Here is a 21,430-nt window from a genome sequence, read left to right as displayed (position 1 = left end):
CGCACTCGAGGGCTGGTTGGCGAATCTGGCCAAAGTGTCCCTTCGCGAAGTTGCCCGCGACCCCTCGCTCCGCCCCGTCCTCAAGCATGCGGTCGAACGCATACTTGAGGACGAGCTTGGAGACGCTCAGGCTGGGTTCCAGAACCGGATCTGATCCGCGATGCGGGTACCACGATGCGACGTCCACCGAATCAGATTCGATACGACGGGATAGCGGGGGGGCGTCTCGTCGCAAGGCATACACCGGGTCCGTCCGCCAGATGGGGCGGGGGGAGCTGGCAAGGTGGCGGCAGTCCGCCGCAACGGTCGCGGCATCCGCCGAAAGCTGGCTAGGATTTGCCGGTCGTCACCGCCGAGCCTGGGCCCTATACGTGGATTTCTCCGACCATATTCTCAGGGCGAGCCACCTTGCTGGCCGCCCTGATACCCATGAAGCGTCGGCCGACGGCTCGCCAGCCGGTGAATACGCTTGTTCCGACCCCGGCTCCCACACTCGCTCGCGACATCGGACGGGATCGCCCTCATGACGGTCACCACCCTGACCAATGGCGTGGACCGAGTTCCGTATGTCGGCGTTCGTCCTTTTAGAGCGGAAGAGAACGCCCAATTCCACGGCCGCGATCGCGAGGGCTCCGAAGTCGCGGCCCTATGGCGCGGTAATCCGCTGACTCTGCTCACCGGCGCGGCCGGCACCGGCAAAACGTCCTTGATCAGCGCCGATCTGCTGACGCGTGCCGGATCCGTCGGAGAGGTCCTGCCCATCGGGCGTCTCGTGCGGCCCACGTCCGGGCCGATCGCGGCTCTGCCCGCGCACAACCCGTACTCCCTCGCGCTCCTCGCGTCGTGGTTCCCGGCCGAATACGTCAGCACGCTCGCGGGCCGTACGCTCGCCGACCTCGTCCGGCGCCGCTATCCCCAGACGGCCCAGTCCGGCGGACGGCCCGCGTTCGCCGTGGTCGACCAGGCCGAGCAGCTGTTCGACGCGGTCGCCCGGCAGGCCGAACGCTCGGCGTTCCTCGCGGAGCTGACCGAGGCGCTGAACCGGCTCCCCGGCCTGCGGCTGCTGGTCGCGGTGCGGGACGGGCACGCCGACGGATACCGCCTGGCGGACCCCGCCGTCTTCACCCTGCGGCCGTTCGACCGTGAGTCCGCGACCGAGGCGATACGGCGGCCCGCGCTGGCGGCCGGGCGGCCCTTCGAGGCCGGCGCCGCCGACGTGGTCGTCTCGGGGGTGAACGGTGCCACGGCGACCGCCGTCGAGCCCGTCCTCCTGCAGGTCGGCTGCTCGCGCCTGTGGTCCTCACTCCCCCGTGCGACACCGCTCATCGGCCGCGACGACGTGACGAGGTATGCCGACTTCGACCGCTGGCTGGCCGACTTCTGTGGTGCGGCGGTGGCGCGGACCGCCATGGACCACGACGTCGATGCCGGGCTCCTCATCTCCTGGCTGCGGCGTACGTCCGGCCTCACCCTGCGGTCCGCCCTCGACGCCGGCATCCCCGCGAGGGCGTTGCGCGCTCTGGAGGACCGCCACGTCCTGAAGGCCGGGGACGACGGCTACCGGCTCCAGCACGAACGGCTGGCGGGCCCGCTCCGCGGACTTCGCGTCTCCGACCTCGGCCCGCCACTCGCCACGACCGGGGCCGAGCAGCTCATGCTGACCACGCAGGCGCTCGGCGACGACGACTTCGACCAGGCACGGCGCCATGCCGAAGAAGCCCTGCGGCTCAGCGGCGACGACCTGCGGGCCCGTGCCCAGGCGGAGTCGGCCCTCGGCGACATCGCCTTCCTGCGCGGCGACCACGAGGCCGCCGAGTCCCACTACGAGACGGCCGCGGAGTTCTCCGAGACCTTCGCCGACCCGCAGGTCGTCAGCAGACTGCTGACGGCCGTCGGCCGCACCCTGCTGGCCCAGGAACGCGAGGCCGAGGCGGTGAACCGCCTCCGGGCCGCGGTACGACGGCAACCCGGCGACCTGACCTTCCAGATCGAGCTCGGCCGTGCCCTGTCGCGCAGCGGGCAACTGCGCACCGCGGTGGCCGTGCTCAGCGACGTACTCGCCGTCAACGGCGACACGCCCGACGCGCTGCAGGCGCGCGGCGAGCTGTTCGCCGATCTCGGCCAGGCCACCGAGGCCCTGCGCGACCTCGACCGCGTACGGTCCTCCGGGCGGCCGGTCGCCCGCGCCGCCCGTGCCCTGGCGCTCGCGACGCTGCGGGACCACTCCGCGGCGCATGCCGAGATCGACGCCGCCCTCGCCGACGCGCCCGGCAACGGGCCGGTGCTGTTGTACGCCGCGCGTGCCCTGGAGTTGGAGGGCGACCGCGCCGCCGCGACCGAGCTCGCGCACCGGGCCGGTGCGGCCACCGACCCGCCACTCTCGCGCCCGCAGCGGGCCGAGGTTCAGCGCCTGCTGCGTCCCGACCCGGACGCCCCGCCGGGCTGAGCCGTACGGGCCTGGGCCTCGAACCCGTCCAGGGCCTTTTCGAACTCCGCCAGGTCGGGCTTTTCCTGGAGCACGCCACGCGAGGTGTCGTCGCGGTCCATCAAGGCGGTCTCCGCGACGAACCCGGCCAGTTCGTCCGCCTCTCGGGCAAGGTCACGGCCGGCGGTCACGAGCGCGTCGCCTGCCAGCAGCGCCAGCTCAGAGGCGTGCTGGTTGACGATCGCGGCCTGTTCCTGGATGGCCGACAGCCGGACGTCCATGTCCGTGCACCGGCCGATCTTCGCGGTGACCACGATCTGCAGTCGCAGTTTTCTCGCCGCGGCCATGAGATCGGCGCACGTGCGGTCGTGTGCGCGCACGCGCTCCTCGGCCATCAGGCGTTCGTTCTTCCGGCGTTCGTTGCGCGCGCCGATCCCCTGCGTCATGCCGATTCCGCCGAGAGCGGCCAGCACCGAACCCAGCGTGGTGACGAGACTGGCCGCCACGGAGACCTCTGGCATATCCGGAGTCTGTCATCAAATCCTGACGAGGCGAGACGCCATTTGTCACATTGGCCGCATGGGCCCGAGGTCAGGAGACGCGCGCCGCCTTGAGTTTTGCGGCGTTCTCCTGGGCCTCGGCGAGGCGTTCCGCGCCGGCGCCGGCGCCGAGGATCTGGCCGATCTGGTCGACCTCGATGGTCCTGCCGCCGGCGCCCCAGCTCCCCTCCGGGATCTCGACGATCACGGTGTAGAGCCGCAGCAGGTACGCGGGCGAGATCCGCAGGTCGCCTCGCATGACCTCCGAGCCGTCGTCGCCGAGTACCTCGACGAAGGACCGGGCGACCGCGGCCTGCAGGGCGTCGCGGTGTGCCTGGTCGAAGAAGGCGGCGGCCACCAGGGCCTCGACGATCCAGAAGACCTTGTCCGGATGCCGGGTCAGGGGCCTGCCGCCGGGGAAGCAGTTGTGCAGGGCGATCTCGTCGAACACGACCGGTGTGGCGTCGATGCTGTTCTCGGTCACCGGATCGAGCTCCTGCGCCATCACGCCATAGGCGAGCGACGCGGCCAGCTTTTCCTTCTGGTCGGCGGTGAACGCACCTGCGGGATGGGTGATGCGAAGGAAAGGCATCATCGGCTCCTTTCGTGTGCACTGTTCAGCAACGCTGAAGTGACGAAAGGGAGGCGCATCCACCAGCCTAGACGGCGGGTTCGGCTAGGCGGTCAGCAGGCTCGGGCGCAGGTGGGCGGTCTCGTTGACGCTCTGCAGGCTCCAGCGGCCGGCCGAAAGGCGCACCCGGGTGATGGACGCGTGCGCGGGCCGGACGAAATAGTCCCGGTCGAGCGCGAGGGTGTCGGCCAGGTGGGCGTTGATGACGCCGCTGTGGCAAACGACGGCCACCGTGCCGCCGGTCCGCCCGGCGGTGACCTCGCCGATCGCGCGGCGCACGCGGGCGCGGAAGGCCGGGTCGAGTCCGGGCTGGACCAGGGACTCCCACCGGCCGTCGCAGGCGAACCGGGCGGCGGCGGCCCGCCAGGCCCGCTCCTCGGACGTGCCGTCGGCCTCCCGGTACACCGCGACCTCTCGCAGGTCGCGTACGGTCCGCACCGGGGCGCCGAGCATGCCGCCGAGGATCCGCGCGGTCTCCTCGGCGCGTACCAGGTCGCTGCCGTAGATCGCGTCGACCCCGTCCAGCGCTTCCGCCACGGCCTCGGCCTGCCGGCGGCCGAGCGGGCTGAGCGGCGGGTCCAGCGACTCCTCCGGGCGGCGCTCGCCCTCCGGCAGGGGCTGGCCGTGCCGGATGAGGATCAGCTCCAGCTGATCCGATCCCCAGGACGTCGCAGCGGCGATCGCCTCGTCGATGATGCCGGTGATCGTGGCGGGATCGGCGTGCGGCATGTCGTCTCCTAGTGGTGGATGCCGGCCGGCTTCGTGGGGCCACCGTCGTAGGGCCAGTTCAGCCGGTACGCGTGCCGCGCCATCCGTTCGAGGGCGGCCAGCCGGTCCGGGGACGCGTAAAGGTGCAGGTCGGCCAGGGACTCACCCGGGGCGAGAAACGTCCGCAGCCAGTCGGTACGCGGTGGTTCCGCAGGCCGGCCCCAGGTGCACCAGTCCTCCGGCGAGCCGACGAACTCGTGCCGTTCCTCGTCGCGGCGAGCGGTGATCGCGATCGGTGAGGCGCGGTGGTACTTCTCCTCCCCCGGATGCGCGTCCACACGGCCGTGCGTCCCGGAGACCTCGGTGGTCAGGTTGAACACCACGGCGGGGCCGTCCAGCACGTAGGTCACGTGCCAGATGTCGAACGGCACGACCATGACGTCGCCCGGCCCGCAGATCTGTTCGTACAGGAACGCGCGTCCGTCACCGGTGCGGCCGCCCACCAGCATGAGCACCCGGCCGGTCAGCGTCTGGAATATCTCCAGCTGCCCGGGGAGGTTCCAGTGCCCGGTCGAGCGGAACGGCTCGCCGCCGGGCAGGATTCCCGGCTGGTACACGACGAGGTCGGCGAACAGATGGTCACGGCTCTGCGCCCGGTCATGGGCGGGCGTGCCCGCGGTGACGCAGCGCCCGCTGTTCTTCCGCCTGGGCGGCAGGAAGTCGCGGAAGGCGTGATAGAGCACCGGGTCGTACCCCTGGCCGTGCCGCGCGGTCACCGCCGCGACGTCGGCGAAGTAGGCGTCGGTACCCAGCAGGTCCGACAGGCTGCGGTACGCCGGGGCGCACCGCTCGCCGTCGACCGCCACCTCGCCGCCGGGTCCCGTCGTGATGCCGGGAACGCCCAGCGCCAGCGGGCCACCGCCGGTCACCTCGCCACCGGCGGCGCCGATGATCTCGCGTTGACGCAGGTGCCGGCGTACCAGCTGTGTCATCGATCGCCGATGAGCGGTCATGGTCTCCATGGCGGGCTCAGAGGGCGGTCAGCCGTGCCAGCCAGCCGGTCGCGTTCTGGCCGAGCAGCGACTCGCGCCCCGCGACCTGTTCGGCCGACACCCCGGCGCCGTTCATCGCGTCGAGCATGGTCTGGGCGGTGCCCTCGACGTCGAAGGGCTCGACGGGCGTCACGTGCCCGGCCAGCTCCTCGTACGCGCCGGCGTTCACCGACAGCAGCAGCGGCGCCTGTTCGCCGAGGTAGAGCGCCTCCTTGGCGACCAGGTTCATCCCGTCCAGCGTGGGGTTGACGAGGGTCAGGTCCGCGCCGGACAGCGCGGCCACGACGCAGTTGCGGGTGGTCGCGAGGTCGGGATAGACGAGCGAGACGGCCGGTCTGGCGGGCAGGCCGAACCTGTCGTTGATGCGGTTCACGATCTTCTCGCACTTGCGCTGCAGGTCCCGGCTGCGCTCGGTGGTACGGCTGGGCGGGGTCGCCACCGCACAGAACCACCACTCGTCGGCCAGTCCGGGCTTGCGCTCCAGCAGGCTCTCGTACGCGGCGAAGCCGCGCGGCAGGTTCTTCCACAGGTCGATGCGGTCGGCCCGGACGATCATCTGGCGGCCCTCCGAGAGCCCGTGCAGGTGCTCCCGCCACAGGGCGGTGTCCGGTTCGCCGCGTATCCGCTCCACGGTCGCGATGTCGAGGGGGAACGGCGCGACGGCGATCCGGGTCTCGTGCCCTTCGAAGACCACACGATGGTCCTCGACCTCGCAGCCGGGCAGGAACCGCGCGCAGCAGGCCTGGAACGCCCGTGCCCACCGGGTGCTGTGGAAGCCGGCCACGTCACAGCGCAGCAGGGAGGTGAGGATCCGGTCGCGGATGCGCGCGGGCAGCAGGCCGAAGTAGTCGGGGTCGCACCACGGCAGCCCGTGGAAGAAGGCGACCTGCCCGCCGCCCTCCGGGCGTGGGCCCAGCATCTCCGGGACCAGGAACAGGTGGTAGTCGTTGATCAGGACGAGCTCGTCCGGCGAGTGCGTCATCAGGGTCGCCAGCCGGTCGGCGTAGGCACGGTTCACCGTCTCGTAGCCGTCCCATGCCGCCGCGAACCGCCGGTCGAACATCGGCTCGCGCACGGTGTCGAACAGGTAGTGGAACAGCCACAGCATCAGCCGGATGCCGATCTCGGTGTAGTGCTGCTCGATCACCGGCTTGGGCTGGCGCACCTGGTGCAGCCGTACCCCATCGGGCAGCGAGGTCACCTCGACCGGCTCGCCGGCATCCGCGGCGCGGTCGTCCGGCGCACCATACGTGGGGGCGGTGCACACCCAGTCGCCCCCGTTCTCGCCAAGCAGCGTGACCAGCAGCGGAACCAGCCCACCGGGCGAGCGCGGCAGCAGGCCGACTCCGTCCTGCCACCGGGGCGCGCTGTTGCTGCAAATGATCAATCTCATGCGCTGTCCATCCTCTGGTCTCCGCCGGACTCGCGGCGGGATCGATGCTCCTGAAGGCCGATGAGGTCGTCCGCGACGGCATCCGGCACCTCATCGTCGAAACGGGACACGCGCCCATACCGGGCTGCCAGCAGACTGGACACCGCCATCACCAGGCCGAACGCGACGTACATGAACCCGAGGCCCCGTCCCTGGCCGGTGCCGACCACCGCGCCGGCGGTACCGGCCAGCCGGCCGTCGGGGGCGAGCCACGGCCCGAAGAGGTGGGCCCACAGCGGGACCAGCACGGCGAAACCGATCGGGATCGTCGACCACGAGATCACCTGGTTGACCGCGAAGACCCGGCCCTGGAACCGCTGCGCCACCTTGACCTGGACGATCGTGGAGTACGTGCCGCGCACGATCGCCAGGCAGAACAGCATCCCGGCGAGGCCGATGGCGACGACGACCAGCGAGGGACGCAGCCCCATCAGCACGCCGAAGCCGCCCTGGACCGCGGTGCCGAGCACGACCACCCGCATCCGGCGGCGTACCGGCCCACCCCAGATCACCATGGCCAGCCCGCCGAGCGCCGCGCCCGCACCGCCCGAGACGATGACCGGGCCGACCGAGGACAGGCCGGCGAAGGAGAGCACCAGGGGGGAGACGGCGACGAGCATGGCGGACAGGAAGAGCGTCTGCGCCGCGAAGTAGGCGAGCATCGCGCGGAAGCCCGGTCGGTCCAGCGCGTAGCGCAGGCCACCGAGGATCTCGGTGCCGAGGGGCTCACGCCGCCGCAGGGGCAGCGCTCCCGGGAAGCGCACGGCCAGCACCACGACGACGGCCACGGCGAAGCTCACCAGGTCGATCGCGAGTATCCCGCCCAGGCCGACCGCGGCCATCAGGCCGACGGCGAACAGCGGGGCGGCGAACTGGGCGATGCCGGTGAACATCTCCACCACGCCGTTGGCGTGCCCGAGATAGCGCTTGGGCACGAGCTGCGGCACCGCCGAGGCGTACGCGAGCCGCTGGAAGGTCAGCGCCACCGACAGCCAGGCGACCAGGGCGTACACGAAACCGATGCGCAGCGAGCCGGTCCCGTACAGCAGGGCCACGGTGCCCACGGCGGCGCCGGACGACGCGTCGCCGGCGAGCATGACGAGCCGCCGCCGTGACCGGTCGACGACGGCGCCTGCCAGCGGCGCGGCCAGTACCCCGGGCATGATGGCCAGGACGGACAGGATGGCGTACTGGGTCAGCGAGCCGACCTTCAGATAGGTCCACAGCGGGATGGCGAACTCCGTCACCGCCGAGCCCGCGATCGAGACCAGCTGGCCGAGCGAGATCGCCAGGAACCGCGCCATGCCGGGCTGAACACCGGATTCCGGCTCGGCTGCTTCCGGCGCCGTCACCGGAGCGCCGTCGGACACGCCCGCGACCCACCACCGGGTGTGCGCGGACGGGCTCGGGCTCAGGGTGCCGCCGGCCAGTGCCGTGTGGGTGCCGGCGATGATCTCGGCGAGCTCGCCGGCCCGGTGCTTGAGGAAGAAGTGACCGGCCTCCGGCAGCACCACCAGAGCCGCACGGTCGGCAAGGAAGTGCCACTCGCGGTAGCGCTCCTCGGCGAACTCGGTGACCGGGTCGCGTTCGCCGACGACCGAGATGACCGGGCAGCGCAGCCGGGCGCGCCCGCCGTCCTGCCAGGTGCTGTAGTAGGCCTCGGCGGCGTCCCCGTCGTGCCGGATGTTGCGGGCGATGAAGGCGATCTGGTCGGCGTCGAGGCCGCCGAGGTCCGCGCCCATCGAGGTCAGCCAGTTCACGGTGGCCCGGTCGCTGCGCAGCGACTCCCGGCCGGCGATCCGGATGAGCCGGTCGAGTACCCGGCCGCGCGGGCGCGCGAACGGATAGGTGGCGCCCAGGTAGAGCGCGGCCGGCTCCCGGCCGGCCTCCTGGAGCCGCAGCGCGATCTCCACCGCCAGCGCGCCGCCGACGCCGCAGTGCCCGTACAGCACCACCGGTCCGGGTACACGCTCCTGGATCTCGGCGACGCACGCGGCGGCGACCTCGGCCAGCGGCCGCGTCTCCTCCAGCCGGCCCAGGTCATGGCCGGGTATCGCGACCGAGTACAGCGAGCAGTCCGGGCCGATCGCCTCCGCCAGCGGCCGGTACACGATCGCGCTGCCGCCCCCGTAAGGGACGCAGACCAGGGACATCCGGCTCGTGCTCGCCGGCGGGGTCAGCTCGTGCAGCAGCCCCGCGTGCTCCGGCGCTTCGGCCGTACCCTCCGCGAGCCCGGCGAGGCGCCGGACCGTCCGGTGCTGGAACAGGTCCATGACGCTGATCGGCCGGGCGTCCGGCGGCAGCACGCCGCGCTGGCGGGCGACCACGCGTGCGGCCAGCAGCGAGTGACCGCCGAGGTCGAAGAAGTCGTCCGTGGCGCCCACCCGCGCGACGCCGAGGGCCTCTCTCCAGATCTCCGCCAGCGCGACCTCCACCGGCCCTTCGGGATCGGGTGAGTCCGGCGGCTCCGGGCGTTCGGCCGCATGTGGCCGTGCCACTGCGCGCGCCGGAGTCGGGGCGACGCCGAGCTCGGACAGCAGCGTGTCCGGGTCGGCGCAGCCCGCGGTCAGCACCTGCTCCAGGTCCGTGGCCAGCTCACGTACGGTCGCGGCCTCGAACAGGTCGGCGTTGTAGACGAACTCCGCCTGCGCTCCGTCCCGCCCCCAGGTGACCTCGAGCGCCAGGTCCACCTGAGCCGTGCGGTGGTCCAGCTCGTACGGGCCGACTTCCATGCCTTCGAGGGCAAGGTCGGCCACGCTCGCCGGGTCCAGCCGGAACATCGCCTGGAACACCGGCGTACGGCTCAGGTCGCGGGGCAGGTCGAGCTCGCCGACCAGCCGGTCGAAGGGCGCACCGGCGCTCGAATAGGCCGCCAGCGCGGTGGCGCGTGTGCGCGCGACCAGGTCGCCGAAGGACGGGTCGCCGGAAAGGTCGCCCCGCAGCGCGAGCGTGTTGACGAACAGGCCGATGAGGGGTTCCAGCTCGACCTCGTCGCGTACCGAGACGGGCGTGCCCACACAGATGTCGTCCAGGCCGCTGTGGCGTGCCAGCACCGCCTGGTAGGCGGCCAGGACGGTCATGAACAGCGTCACGCGCCGCGTCCTGGCGAACCGCGTCACCTGCTCGCACAGTCCGGCCGGAAGACGGTGTCGCACCGTGGCGCCCCGCGACGTGCGTACCGGGGGCCGTGGCCGTGCGCCGCGCAGGTCCAGCGCCGGCACTCCCGCCAGCTGACCGCGCCAGTAGCCGAGCGCGGTGTCCGGACCGCCGGCATCGCGGCGCTGCCACAGCGCGTAGTCGGCGTACTGGATCGGCAGTGCCGGCAGCCCCGGCTCGCTCGCGGCCCGGTAGAGGGCGCTCAGCTCGTCGCACATGAGCCCGAGCGACCAGCCGTCGGCCACGATGTGGTGGACGACCAGGCACAGCACGTGCTCGCCGTCGCCGAGGCGCACCAGGGTGGCCCGCAGCAGCGGCCCCCGCGCCAGGTCGAACGGCGTCTCGATCCGCTCGACGAGCAGGTCGCGGACCCGTCCTTCTTCGCGGTGCTCGACAGGCAGGGCCACCGGCGCGGGCGGGTCGATCACCTGGACCGGGACGCCGTCCGTGGCGGGAAACCGGGTGCGCAGGCTCTCGTGCCGCGCGACCAGGTCCGACAGCGCGTGGGCGAGCAGGTCCGTGGCCAGCGGGCCGTGGATGCGCCGGGCGACGAACACGTGGTACGCGGTGTCGGAGGGGTCGAGCTGGTGCAGGAACCACAGCCGTTCCTGTCCCCACGACAGTGGCAGGTCCCGCTCGCCGGGAGGACGCGGCGCGATGACGGGCGCGTCGGGCAGCATGCCGGCCGTCATGTCGGTCTCCTGTTCATCGGATGGGCCCCGGTCAGGCCTGGAGCCGGCTCGCGGCCGCCACCACGCCCGAGACGGTCGGCGTGTCGTAGAACACCTGCAGCGGCAGATCGAGCCGCAGCCGGCGGCGCATCCGGGTGGCGATCTGCGTGATGGTCAGCGAGTGGCCACCGAGGTCGAACAGGTCGTCGTCGGGCCCGAGACCCTCGACGCCCAGCACCTCGGCCCAGATGGCGCGCACGTCCTCGACCAGCTTGTCGTCGGCGGGTGCGGCGGACGCGGCGCCGGCGGCGCGCGGTACCGGCCGCCCGGCCAGCGCGGCGTGGTCGAGCTTGCCGTTCGCGGTCACCGGCAGGCCGTCCACCACGACGAACGTGGCCGGGATCATGTAGTCGGGCAGGCGGGCGGCGAGGAAGGTGCGGAGCGGGCCGGGCCGCACGTCGTCCTCCGGGCCGGAGACCACGTAGGCGACGAGGCGCCTGTCGTCCTCGGCACCGGCGACGACCACGGCGGCCTGGGCGACGTCGGGGTGGGCCAGGAGGGCCGCCTCGACCTCCCCCGGCTCGATCCGGTTGCCGCGCAGCTTGACCTGCCGGTCGATCCGGCCGAGGTAGTCCAGGTCGCCGTCCTCGCGCAGGCGTGCCAGGTCCCCGGTGCGGTAGAGCCGCGCCCCGGGCACGAACCGGTCGGGGACGAAACGTTCGGCGGTCAGCTCCTCCCGGCCCAGGTAGCCCAGGGCCACGCCGGGGCCGCCGATCAGCAGCTCGCCCGGGACCCCGGCAGGCACCGGGTTTCCCCATCGGTCCACCACGTACAGACGCATGTTCTGAATCGGGCGCCCGATCGGCAGCCGCCGCCGGCCGGCCACGAGCCCGGGTTCGCAGCGCCAGGAGCTGACGTCGATGGCCGCCTCGGTCGGGCCGTACAGGTTGTGCAGCTCACCCGGCATCCGCCGCAGGAACTCGGCGGCGAGTGCCGTCGTGAGCTCCTCGCCGCTGCAGATGGTGCGGCGCAGGCTCGCGCACGACTCGGCGTCCGGCTGTTCGAGGAAGACGCCGAGCATCGAGGGCACGAAGTGCACGGTCGTGACGCGCCGTTCGGTGATGACCTCGCGCAGGTACGCCGGGTCGCGGTGCCCGCCCGGGCTCGCCATCACGAGCCTGGCGCCGGTCATCAGCGGCCAGAACAACTCCCAGACCGAGACGTCGAAGCCGATCGGCGTCTTCTGGAGCACCGTGTCGTCGGCGCCCAGCGGGAAGGCCCGCTGCATCCAGTCGAGCCGGTTGCACAGCCCACGGTGGCTGTTCAGCACGCCCTTCGGCGTCCCGGTCGACCCGGAGGTGTAGATGAGGTACGCGGGATCGCCCGGCCCCGCCGCGGGCTCGAGGTCCTCGGCGGACCGTCCGTCCGGCGCGTGTTCGAGCAGCACGGCGCGTACGTCCGCGCCGCCCAGCCTCGGGGCCAGCAGGCTCGCGGTCAGCACGAGCTTCGCGCCGGCGTCCGTCAGCATGAACGCCAGCCGCTCGTCGGGCTGGTCCGGGTCCAGCGGCAGGTACGCCGCTCCGGCCTTCAGCACGGCGAGCAGGCCGATGACGAGGTCGGCCGAGCGGCGGGCCAGCACCCCGACGACCCCGCCGGGGCGCACGCCCTCCTCACGCAGGAGGTGCGCGAGCCGGTTCGCCCGCGCGTTCAGCCCGGCGTAGGTGACACGCTCGTCGCCGGACTCGACGGCCGTCGCGTCCGGCGTGCGCCGCGCCTGGGCGGCGATCAGCCGGTCCACGGTGGTCGTGTCGGGATAGTCCGCGCCGGTGTCGTTCGCGTCCACGACCACCTGCCGCCATTCAGCGGCGGTGAGGAGCGGGAGCCCGGCCAGCGACTGGTCCGGGTTCTCGGCGGCGGCACGCAGGAGGGTGCGCAGATGTCCGGCGATCCGCCGTACGCCGTCCGTGCTCACGGTGCCGGGCCGGAACTGCAGCGAGGCGGTCGTGCCGTCCGGCGCGTCCACGATCTGCAGGTGCAGCGTCTCGCGAGCGGCATGGTTGAAACGCGTCCAGTCGACCCTCGCGGTCAGCGCTCCGTGCCATCGCGGCGCCTCCGCGCGCCGGCGGTAGCTGACCGAGACGGGCGCGAGCGCGAGACCGGCCGGCACGCCGCCCGCCGCCCGGCCGAGCGGGACGGCGCGCACCGCGTAGAGCTCGCGCAGAGTGTCCCGTGTCGCGCGCGCGGCGTCGCCGAAGGCGGCATGGGCGTCCAGGTCCCCGGTGACCGGCAGCTGGTTGACGAACATGCCGATCCGGTGCCGTGCCGGCTCGGTGCGCGTGCCCAGGTCCACCGCCACGGTCACCGGGTCGTTGCCGTACCGCAGCAGCACCGCACGCAGGCCGGTGAGGAACAGCTCGAAGCGGGTCACCCCGATCCGCGTCGCCGCCTCACCGATCGCGCGGGACAGCCCGGCGTCGATGCCGACGTCGACCGACTCCGCACCGTCTCCCCCGTCCGCCGCGTCCGTGCCCGGCAGGACGACATCGCCCGCGGGGCTCCACCGGCCCGCCCAGAACTCCCGCGCCCCGGTCTCGTCCGGCCGCCCGAGGGGTTGTTCCGGCAATGGCGGCAGGTCCGGCGCGACGCCGTCACAGGCCGCCCGGTAGCCGGCCGCGAGCTCGGCGACCAGGATGTCCTTGGAGCCGCCGTCGAACACCAGGTGATGGGCGACCACGACGAGCACGTGGCGCACGGCGTCCAAGGTCACGAGCGTCAACCGGCACAGCGGACCCCCGTCCCGTACGAACGGGCGGACCGTCTCCTCGTCGACGCGCCGCCACGCCGCCTCGGACCGCCGGTCCTCGGGCAGCGCGGACAGGTCGACCACGTCCAGCGCCGGCTCCGGCGAGGGCGCCAGGTAGGGCACGCCGTCGCTCACCCGTACCGTCGTCGCCAGCACCGGATGGCGGCGCACCACCGCCGCACAGGCGGACCGCAGCGCCTCGACATCCAGCTCGCCCTCGAACTCGATGGTCAGCGGAAGGTGGTAGGCGGTGCCCGTCTGCCCGAACTCCTCGGTGAACCAGACTCCGGCCTGTTCCGGCGACATCGCGGTGGCTTCGCTCATCGGCTGCTCCCTGCCGGAGTGAGGGGGGACCCGCCGGTCGGCTCGGACCGGTCCGGATCGTCCTGGGCGGTCGCGTGGGCGACCGCCGTCATGAGGTCGTCGGCGAGACGCCCGACGATGCCGGCGGCGAACGCGTGGCGGTTGTAGGTCAGCCGCCCCTCGATCCTGCCGCCGGCCAGTTCGGCCAGCTCCAGCTTTGGCACGCCCCGGTCCTCGCCGGGCAGCGTCCAGGTCCACACCAGACCGTGCGGCAGCTCGAACGCCTCGGAGATCAGGCCGGGGAAGTGCGGCGCGCCGGGCCACCGGCTGAACGGGATCTCCACCGGGTACGGGACGCCGGCGCCGAACTCGGCGAACGGGTACGCCTGCCGGTCGGTCGCGGTCAGCAGCCCGTCGCGCAGCCGCTCGACCAGCAGGCCCAGCGGCGGGTCGTCGCCGACCCCGACCCGTACGAGCAGCGACTGGGCCAGGCAGCCGACGGCGGTCTCGAACTCCGGCCGGGCGCGGCCGGTGACCGGCGTCAGGGCGACGAACTCGGTCTCGCCGGTGTGCCGCGCCAGCACCGCGAGCCAGCAGGCGGCGACCAGCACGAACGGGCTCGTCCGGTACCGCTCGGCTGCGGCGCGCAGCTCGGCGGCCTGGTCGAGGTGGAACAGATGCGAGGCCGCACGGTAGGTGCGTGCCGGGCGGCGGCCGGGGAAGCGCTCGACCGCGGGCGGTGCGCCGTCGAGCTCCGCCCGCCAGAGCGGCCGGGTCCGCGGCCACTGCCGGCGGTTCCAGTCGAGCACCTCACCGCTCTGCGTCGCGGGCGGCAGCCATGGCGCGTGGCCGGTCCGCAGCGCGGAGTAGAGCAGCCCGAGCTCGCGCAGGAGGATGCCCATCGACCAGCCGTCCACCACGAGGTGGTGGACGGCCAGCGCGGCGATGTGGTCCTCGGCGTCGACGCGTACCAGGACCGCGCGGACCAGCGGCCCCTGCTTCCAGTCGAAGGACCGCGCCACCTCGGCGGACACCAGCTTGGCCGCCTCGTGGCGACGGTCGGCCGCCGTCGTGCCGGTGGCCGTACGGGTGACGAGCTCGGGTGGCAGCTCGTCCAGGACGGTGGCGGTCCAGCCGTCGGGGCCGCGGCCGAATCGCGTGCGCAGGGCGTCGTGCCGGCGTACCAGCGCGTCCAGGGCGTCGGCCAGAACGGCCGCGTCGACCTCCTCGTGGATGCGCACGGCCACCTGCATCGGGCCGACGTCGCGTGGCGGTTCGAGCTCGTGCATCCAGTTCAGCAGGTGTTCCTGAAGGGAGCCGACAGGGTTCTCGCCGCGATCGTCGCCCGGCGTCATCCCGGTGCCGGCCGCGGGCCGCGCCTCGTCGATCCACGCGGCCTGACCGGCCAAGTCGGGGCGGTCGAAGACGAGCGCGGAGGGAATGCTCAGGCCGAACGCCTCCCCCGCCAGGGTGGCGAGCTGCGCCGCGCGCATCGAGTCGCCGCCGAGGGCGAAGAAGTCGTCGGCGGTGCTGACACGGCCACCGCCGAGGAGGCGGGTCCACAGCCGCGCCAGCGTGGTCTCGGTCGGCGACTCCGGCACCGGTCCGTCGCGGCGGGCGCCCAGGGCCAGCATCGCGCGCAGCTCTCCCTTGACCACCTTTCCGGCGGCGTTGTAGGGCAGCGACTCGGTGAACCGGATCCGTGCGGGCAGCTCATGCCGGCCCAGCCGGTCCGCGAGGAAGGCGCGCAGGTCCGCCTCGGTCACGTCGCCGGCGGGTACGACCGCGGCGGCGAGGACCTGGCCCAGCACCGGATGGGGGACGCCGACCACCGCCGTCTCGGCGACCGCGGGATGTTCGTGCAACGCGGCCTCCACACGGAGCGTGGACACCGCGAGGGCACCGGACTTCACGACGTCATCGGCACGGTCGACCAGGTGCAGGTAGCCGTCCGCGTCCTGGTATCCCAGGTCGCCCATCGCCACCCAGCCGTCGGCGAACACCCGCGTCCCGGCCGCCAGGTCGTCGTGGTACCCGCGCGGCGGTGCGGCGGAGCGGAGCCAGACGGCACCGGTACGGCCGGCCCGTACGTGCCAGCCGTCCTCGTCGGTGATCCGGACGTCGCCGGGCCGCTCGGGCCGGCCCAGTGCGCCCGGCCGGTCCGGGTCGAAGACCATCGTCAGCTGGGCGGGAGCGGCCTCGGTGGAGGTGTAGCTGTTGGTGAGCGTGGCGCCGGGCAGCGCGCCGGTCAGCGCGAGCGCCACCGCCGGCGGCAGCGCGGCCGCGGTGGACCCCAGGAGCAGGACGCTGGAGAGGTCATGACGCTCGGGGATCCTCCGGTTGACCAGCTCGATGGCCATCGACGGGACGACGAAGACGCTGCCGATCCGGTACCGCTCGACCAGCGCCCCGAACTCCTCCGCGTCGAAGCCGGGCGCGATCACCGTCGTCGGGGCCGCCACGAGCGCGTTGACCAGCATCGTCTGGGCGGCGTTGGAGCCGAGGGCGAACGCGTGCAGGCAGTGCCGCGAATGCGCCAGCGGCCGGCGCCGTGGCGCCGGATCGAGTCCGTACGTCAGGTTCGCGTGCGTGGCGGCGACGCCCTTGGGGATCCCGGTGGTCCCGGACGTGTGGAGGATCTGCGCCGGGTCGCCCGTGCGTACCGTCACGTCGATCGGGCCGCCGTTCCGGTCCAGCTCGCCGATGCCGGCGAGCCAGCCGGGGGTGGCCGGCACGGGACCGGACCGGCCGTGCACCGTGCCCGCGACGCCGCACCGTACGAGCAGCTCCGCGATGGTGGCGGCACCGAGATGGGCGCCGAGCGGGACGGCGACGCCGCCCGCCTTCTGCACCCCGCAGTACGCGACCGCGTAGTCGATCCAGCCGTCGGCCTCGAAGACGAGCCCGACCGGGTCGCCGTTACGCAGGCCGCGGTCGCGCATGCCCCAGGCCACGGCGTCCGAGCGCCGGTCCCACTCCCGGTACGTCAGCCGGTCGCCGTCGGCGAGCTGAAGCGCCACCCGGTCAGGGTCGACCGCGGCGCGTGCCGTCAGCAGCGCCGGGACAGTGCCGGACCCGGCCGTACGCGTGGCGGTCCGCGTGTGCGTCCCGGACTCGGACACGTGAGCACCGTCCGTCAAGACGATCGCCTCCTCGTCACGGGCCGTGGCACCGCGAGCGATGATCGTTTCAGGAGTACCGTGCATGCATGTTATGCATACCAGTTGTCTAACAGTCAACCGGTGGACTTCAACTGATTGATTTGAGTCGGTATGCGCCCTGGCCGGACGGCGGCGGTCACGTCTCTTCCACGAGGGCGGCGGCCGATCCGGTTCACCGAGGCGCCGCTCCGCAGGTCCCGCCGCGCTTCCTGTCACCTTTTCCGGGTCTGATGCGTCAGCGTTGAGAGTCATCTGGGGAAGGGATGCGACGTGACGCCCGAGGACTTTCTGGCCGTCGAGTTCGAGGGTCACCGCCACCACCTGAACGCGGTCGCCTACCGCATGCTCGGTTCGCTGACGGAGGCCGAAGACGCCGTTCAGGAGGCGTGGCTGCGGCTGGCCCGCACAGACGCGGGCGATATCGGCAACCTGGGCGGCTGGCTGACCACGGTGGTCGGCCGGGTCTGCCTGGACATGCTGCGCGCACGGAAAAGGCGGAGTGAAGAGTCGCTGGAGACGCGTCTGCCGGATCCGGTGATCAGCCGTGAAGACGCCGTGGACCCGGAGCAGGAGGTGCTCCTGGCCGACTCGGTGGGGCTGGCACTGCAGGTGGTGCTGGAGTCGCTGACTCCGGCGGAACGGCTGGCGTTCGTGCTGCACGACATGTTCGGCCTGCCGTTCGAGCAGATCGCGCCCATCGTGGACCGCACGCCCGCGGCGGCCAAGAAGCTCGCCAGCCGGGCGCGTCTGCGGGTCCGCGGGGCGGCCCCGAGCCCCGACCCCGATCTGGCCGGTCAGCGTCGCGTGGTGGACGCGTTCGTGACCGCCGCACGCGGTGGCGACCTCGACGCGCTGCTCGCCATCCTCGATCCCGACGTGGTGCTGCGCGCCGACGGCGGCGCTCTCACCGGCGGCATGAAGATCACCCGAGGTGCCTCGACCGTGGCCGGACACGCCGCGGCCTTCCGGCGCGCGGTCACCGCGGTGGTCTCGCATCCGCTGCTGGTCAACGGAGTCGCCGGCCTGGCCAACACCGTCGACGGTGAACCGATCTCCGTGATGAGCTTCACCGTCGTCGACGGCAGGATCGCCGCGATCGACATCCTGTCCGACCCCGACCGTCTGTCCCGCCTCGACCTGGCCGGCCTCACCGGCTGACCAGGTCGTACGGCGCGGCGGTCACCTCCTCCCGCTCACCGTCGTCAGAGGAGTGACAACGAACAGACGCTCTCAAGGAGACAGACCGTGGAAGCACGCATGAAGCATCCGGCCCTCGTCCTGCCCGACGCGATGCCGGCGCTCATGAGCCTGAGCAAGTCCACCGAGCAGGCGGGGCTGCCGAAGGCCACCGCGGACCTGGTGGCGCTGCGGGCGAGCCAGATCAACGGGTGCAGCGTCTGCGTCGACATGCACGCCAAGGACCTGCGCAAGGAGGGCGAGAGCGACGACCGGCTGTTCGCGGTGGCCGCCTGGCGGGAGTCGTCGTACTTCACCGACGCCGAACGCGCGGCTCTCGCGCTGACCGAGGCGGCCACCCGCCTGGCCGACAAGGCCGACGCGGTGCCGGACGAGGTCTGGGACGATGCCGTCGGCCACTACTCCGAGTCCGCGCTCGCCGCTCTGCTGATGACGATCGCCACCATCAACCTGTGGAACCGGCTGAACGCCGCCACCCGGCAGATCGCGGGCGCGGCCCGCTAGGCGTCGCCCCGCCGCGCGAAGGGGTCCGCCCCGCGCACATGCCGTACGCGGGGCGGATCGTCGCAGCTCGGCGGCTCAGTCCTGCTGGGCGCGGTGCCGGTCCTCGCCGCCGTCGTAGTCGGTGTAGGTGTAGGGGTTGGGGACGCGCTCGGCGGTGGGGAGCTCGGGGGTGAGGCTCTCCTGCCAGGCGTCCTCGCCCATGGTGGAGCGCGCGTACTCCACGGTCCGGCCGACGGCCTCCTTGGCCGCGGTCAGGTCGACGCCGACGAGCCGGTGGTCGTGCTTGACCACGCGGCCGTTCACGAGCACCGTGTGCACGTCGCCGCGGCCGGCCTGGTAGACGACGCTGCCGTACGGGTGGAGCAGGGGGTACATCGCCGGGGAGTCGTCGTTCTTGATGAGGACGATGTCGGCCTTCTTGCCCGGGGTGAGGCTGCCGATCGCCGAGTCCAGGCCCAGCACCTTCGCGCCACCGATCGTGGCCCAGCGGACGACCTCCTCGGCGCGCAGCTGGTTGTGGACGACGGTCTCGCCGCGCGCGTGGGCCTCCAGGTGCTCACGCGAGCGGTCGGCGGACAGCGTCGCGCGCATCGCCGAGAACAGATCGGCGCTCCACCAGACGCTGGTGTCCATCGACAACGACACCGGGATGCCGTGCCGGCGGATCTCCCAGGTGGGCGGATAGCCCTGACCGGCGCTCTGCTCGCTCTCGGTCGAGACCGACACGGCTCCGCCGGTCGCGGCGATGCGCTGGTAGGAGTCCTGGCTGAGGGTGGCCGCGTGGACGTAGGTGACGTCCGGCGTCATGAAGCCGTTCTCCCACATCAGCGCGATGCTCTGGTCGTTGGTGGCGCCCCAGACACCGGCGTGGGTGGTGACCCGCAGGCCCAGCTCGCGCGCGGCCTCGAACGCCGCCTTCTCCGGGAACTCCGGATCGGCGGTGACGTCGAAGGCCAGCTGCAGTCCCAGCTTGCCGCCCGAGGAGTCGAAGCCGCCCGCGAAGCGGCGGAACTCCGGGCTGTTCGCCCACTCCCAGGGGGCGCCGAGCAGGTTCCCGTACGCGAGGACGAACCGGCCGGGCGAAGCGCGCAGCGCGTCGGCGGCGGCCTCACCGTGCTCGATCGTCTGCAGCCCGTGCGACCAGTCGAGCGTGGTCGTGACGCCTGAGTCGACCGCCTCGATGGCCGACAGCACGTTCCCGGCGTGGACGTCCTCGGGGCGGAAGATCTTTCCCCAGGTCAGGTAGTAGAAGACGAAGTACTGGCTCAGCGTCCAGTCCGCGCCGAGGCCGCGCAGCGCCGTCTGCCACATGTGCCGGTGCGTGTCGACCATGCCGGGCATCACGATGCCCCCGGCCGCGTCGATCTCGACGGCACCGTCGGGCGCCGCGATGTCACGTCCCACCTCGGCGATGGTCTCCCCGACGACCAGCACGTCACCGCCGTCGATGAGGCCGGCCTCGTCCATCGTGAGCACGGTGGCGTTGCGGAAGACGACCGGCCGGCCGTCGTTGACGGCGGCGATCTGGTCTGGGTTCATGTCAGGCCCGCATTCAGGTGGAGATGTCGGGATAGGGGAGGCTGAAGTGCGCGAGCTTGGCGGCGTAGTCCAGCTGCATGCCCAGCGGCTCGTCGAAGTCGCGTTCGAACATCGCGATCCACAGCGTCAGAGTGAGGAAGCAGTGCGCGCCCATCCCGAACAGCGCCACGTGGTCGTGCGTACGCAGTGCCTGCCGCTCGTCGTCGGTGAACGCCAGCCAGGTCGTGCGCTCGCCGCTCGGCAGGTTGAGGATCTCACCGGCCTTCTCGGCCTCCCACCAGGCGACGGTCCCGGCGGGATCGTCCCGGTAGCGCTCGACCAGCTCGGGATCCCGGTCGATCGAGTAAAGGAACTTGTTCACCAGGTACTTACTCATGCTTTCACCCCGTTCGGATACCAGGTGAAGTACGCCTCCATGGTGTGGAACAGGTCGAGGTTGTCGGCGTAGTCGGCCTTCTTCCCCTCGGCGATGCCCATCATCAGCATGAAGTCCATGAACCCGTGCGTGGCGTTGCCCGGAGCGTGCAGGCTGTCGAGGGTCACCTCGGCCAGGCAACCTTCGAGGTCACCGTTGGCGATCCACTCGACCGCCTTCGCGTCGAACTCCGGATCGGGCCCGTGCGGGCCGAACTGCCGCGGCCCGCCCAGCTCCAGCGACAGATGCCCGGTGCCGATCACGGCGACGCGCAGGTCGCTCGGCCAGGCGTCGATGAGCTCGCGGATCGTGCGGCCGAGCTGCACGAAGCGTTCCGGGCGCGGCAGCGGCGGGGCGAAGATGTTGGTGTAGACCGGCACGATCGGCAGGTCGTTCTGCGGCCGCACCGTGAAGATCGGGCACGTGATGGAGTGGTCCACCCGCAGCTCGTTGCTGAACGCCAGGTCGAAGCCGCGGTCGATGCCCTCGCGCAGGAGGTAGCCCGACAGCTCCTCGTGCCCCTTCAGCAGGAGCTTGGGGAGGCCGAACTCGCGTTCCTCGTTGTAGTAGTTCGCGTCGTAGAAGGGCGCCTTGCCGATCAGGAACTGTGGCATGTTGTCCAGCCACAGCTGGTGAAAGTGGTCCGAACCGACCATCACCAGTACGTCCGGGCGTGCGCGCGTCAGCGTCTCCCGGTAGGCCTCGACCTTGCGGATCCATTCCGCGGCGAACGGCGGCGCCTCCTCGGCGGGCAACCGGCTCGTCCGGTAGTAGAACGGATGGTGCGTCGTAGCCAGAATCGCGACGAGCTCGGCCATCGATCCTTCCTCCTCACGCCGCTCATCCCCAATGCGGACATTCGTCCGGTCAGCGGCGTACCGGAACGATGTCCTC

14 protein-coding genes are annotated in these 21,430 nt (G+C 72.2%); 3 read left to right on the top strand and 11 right to left on the bottom strand.

Translation table 11 applies throughout. The features are described 5' to 3' along the window. The first annotated feature begins 523 nt into the window (after nt 1-523). Nucleotides 524-2,446, top strand: a complete 1,923-nt coding sequence (locus FB559_RS23365) for a tetratricopeptide repeat protein (RefSeq protein ID WP_342780954.1) — start codon at nt 524-526, stop codon at nt 2,444-2,446. Here the strand turns inward: FB559_RS23365 and FB559_RS23360 are convergent. The 8 genes from FB559_RS23360 to FB559_RS23325 all read right to left on the bottom strand — a co-directional run bounded on the left by FB559_RS23360 (nt 2,404) and on the right by FB559_RS23325 (nt 16,926). Beyond that, nucleotides 2,404-2,946, bottom strand: coding sequence for a hypothetical protein (locus FB559_RS23360; protein WP_141957634.1), 543 nt, complete (start codon nt 2,944-2,946; stop codon nt 2,404-2,406). The genes FB559_RS23365 and FB559_RS23360 overlap by 43 nt on opposite strands. Before the next feature lie 70 nt (nt 2,947-3,016). Continuing rightward, a complete protein-coding gene (locus tag FB559_RS23355; RefSeq protein WP_141957632.1) occupies nt 3,017-3,559 on the bottom strand; it encodes a tautomerase family protein in 543 nt (180 codons plus the stop codon). 81 nt (nt 3,560-3,640) lie between these two features. Next, nucleotides 3,641-4,324, bottom strand: a complete 684-nt coding sequence (locus FB559_RS23350) for a histidine phosphatase family protein (RefSeq protein ID WP_141957631.1) — start codon at nt 4,322-4,324, stop codon at nt 3,641-3,643. An 8-nt stretch (nt 4,325-4,332) separates the two neighbouring features. After that, entirely contained in the window at nt 4,333-5,295 is a 963-nt protein-coding gene (locus FB559_RS23345; RefSeq protein ID WP_141957629.1) for a cupin domain-containing protein, read from the bottom strand. 37 nt (nt 5,296-5,332) lie between these two features. Continuing rightward, nucleotides 5,333-6,748 carry a trehalose-6-phosphate synthase gene (locus FB559_RS23340; RefSeq protein ID WP_141957627.1) on the bottom strand — a complete coding sequence of 472 codons (1,416 nt, stop codon included), beginning with the start codon at nt 6,746-6,748 and terminating at the stop codon, nt 5,333-5,335. Further along, nucleotides 6,745-10,635: an MFS transporter gene (locus FB559_RS23335; protein WP_246121947.1), complete on the bottom strand. Its 3,891-nt coding sequence runs from the start codon at nt 10,633-10,635 to the stop codon at nt 6,745-6,747. The genes FB559_RS23340 and FB559_RS23335 overlap by 4 nt, the downstream gene beginning before the upstream one ends. A 31-nt stretch (nt 10,636-10,666) precedes the next feature. Then, entirely contained in the window at nt 10,667-13,741 is a 3,075-nt protein-coding gene (locus FB559_RS23330; RefSeq protein WP_141957625.1) for a non-ribosomal peptide synthetase, read from the bottom strand. After that, nucleotides 13,738-16,926 (bottom strand): class I adenylate-forming enzyme family protein, encoded by a 3,189-nt coding sequence (locus FB559_RS23325; protein WP_141957623.1) that lies wholly within the window; start codon nt 16,924-16,926, stop codon nt 13,738-13,740. The genes FB559_RS23330 and FB559_RS23325 overlap by 4 nt, the downstream gene beginning before the upstream one ends. A 225-nt stretch (nt 16,927-17,151) precedes the next feature. On the opposite strand from FB559_RS23325, the gene FB559_RS23320 reads away from it, so the two are divergent. Both FB559_RS23320 and FB559_RS23315 read left to right on the top strand, forming a co-directional pair. Next, nucleotides 17,152-18,039, top strand: coding sequence for a sigma-70 family RNA polymerase sigma factor (locus tag FB559_RS23320; protein WP_141957621.1), 888 nt, complete (start codon nt 17,152-17,154; stop codon nt 18,037-18,039). An 87-nt stretch (nt 18,040-18,126) separates the two neighbouring features. After that, nucleotides 18,127-18,582: a carboxymuconolactone decarboxylase family protein gene (locus tag FB559_RS23315; RefSeq protein ID WP_141957619.1), complete on the top strand. Its 456-nt coding sequence runs from the start codon at nt 18,127-18,129 to the stop codon at nt 18,580-18,582. Nucleotides 18,583-18,657: 75 nt separating this feature from the next. Here FB559_RS23315 and FB559_RS23310 read toward each other — a convergent pair whose 3' ends face one another. The 3 genes from FB559_RS23310 to FB559_RS23300 are packed head-to-tail and all read right to left on the bottom strand — an operon-like array spanning nt 18,658 to nt 21,354. Further along, complete coding sequence (locus tag FB559_RS23310) at nt 18,658-20,121, bottom strand: amidohydrolase family protein (protein WP_141957617.1); 1,464 nt, start codon at nt 20,119-20,121, stop codon at nt 18,658-18,660. Nucleotides 20,122-20,134: 13 nt separating this feature from the next. Further along, nucleotides 20,135-20,497, bottom strand: coding sequence for a hypothetical protein (locus FB559_RS23305; RefSeq protein WP_141957615.1), 363 nt, complete (start codon nt 20,495-20,497; stop codon nt 20,135-20,137). Then, the gene (locus tag FB559_RS23300) at nt 20,494-21,354 is read right to left on the bottom strand and encodes a DODA-type extradiol aromatic ring-opening family dioxygenase (RefSeq protein WP_141957613.1); all 861 of its coding nucleotides are present in this window, start codon (nt 21,352-21,354) and stop codon (nt 20,494-20,496) included. The genes FB559_RS23305 and FB559_RS23300 overlap by 4 nt, the downstream gene beginning before the upstream one ends. Nucleotides 21,355-21,430: the final 76 nt, after the last annotated feature.

This window comes from Actinoallomurus bryophytorum (genome assembly GCF_006716425.1).
Lineage (GTDB): Bacteria > Actinomycetota > Actinomycetes > Streptosporangiales > Streptosporangiaceae > Actinoallomurus > Actinoallomurus bryophytorum.
This window is presented reverse-complemented; position numbering and strand designations above follow the sequence as displayed.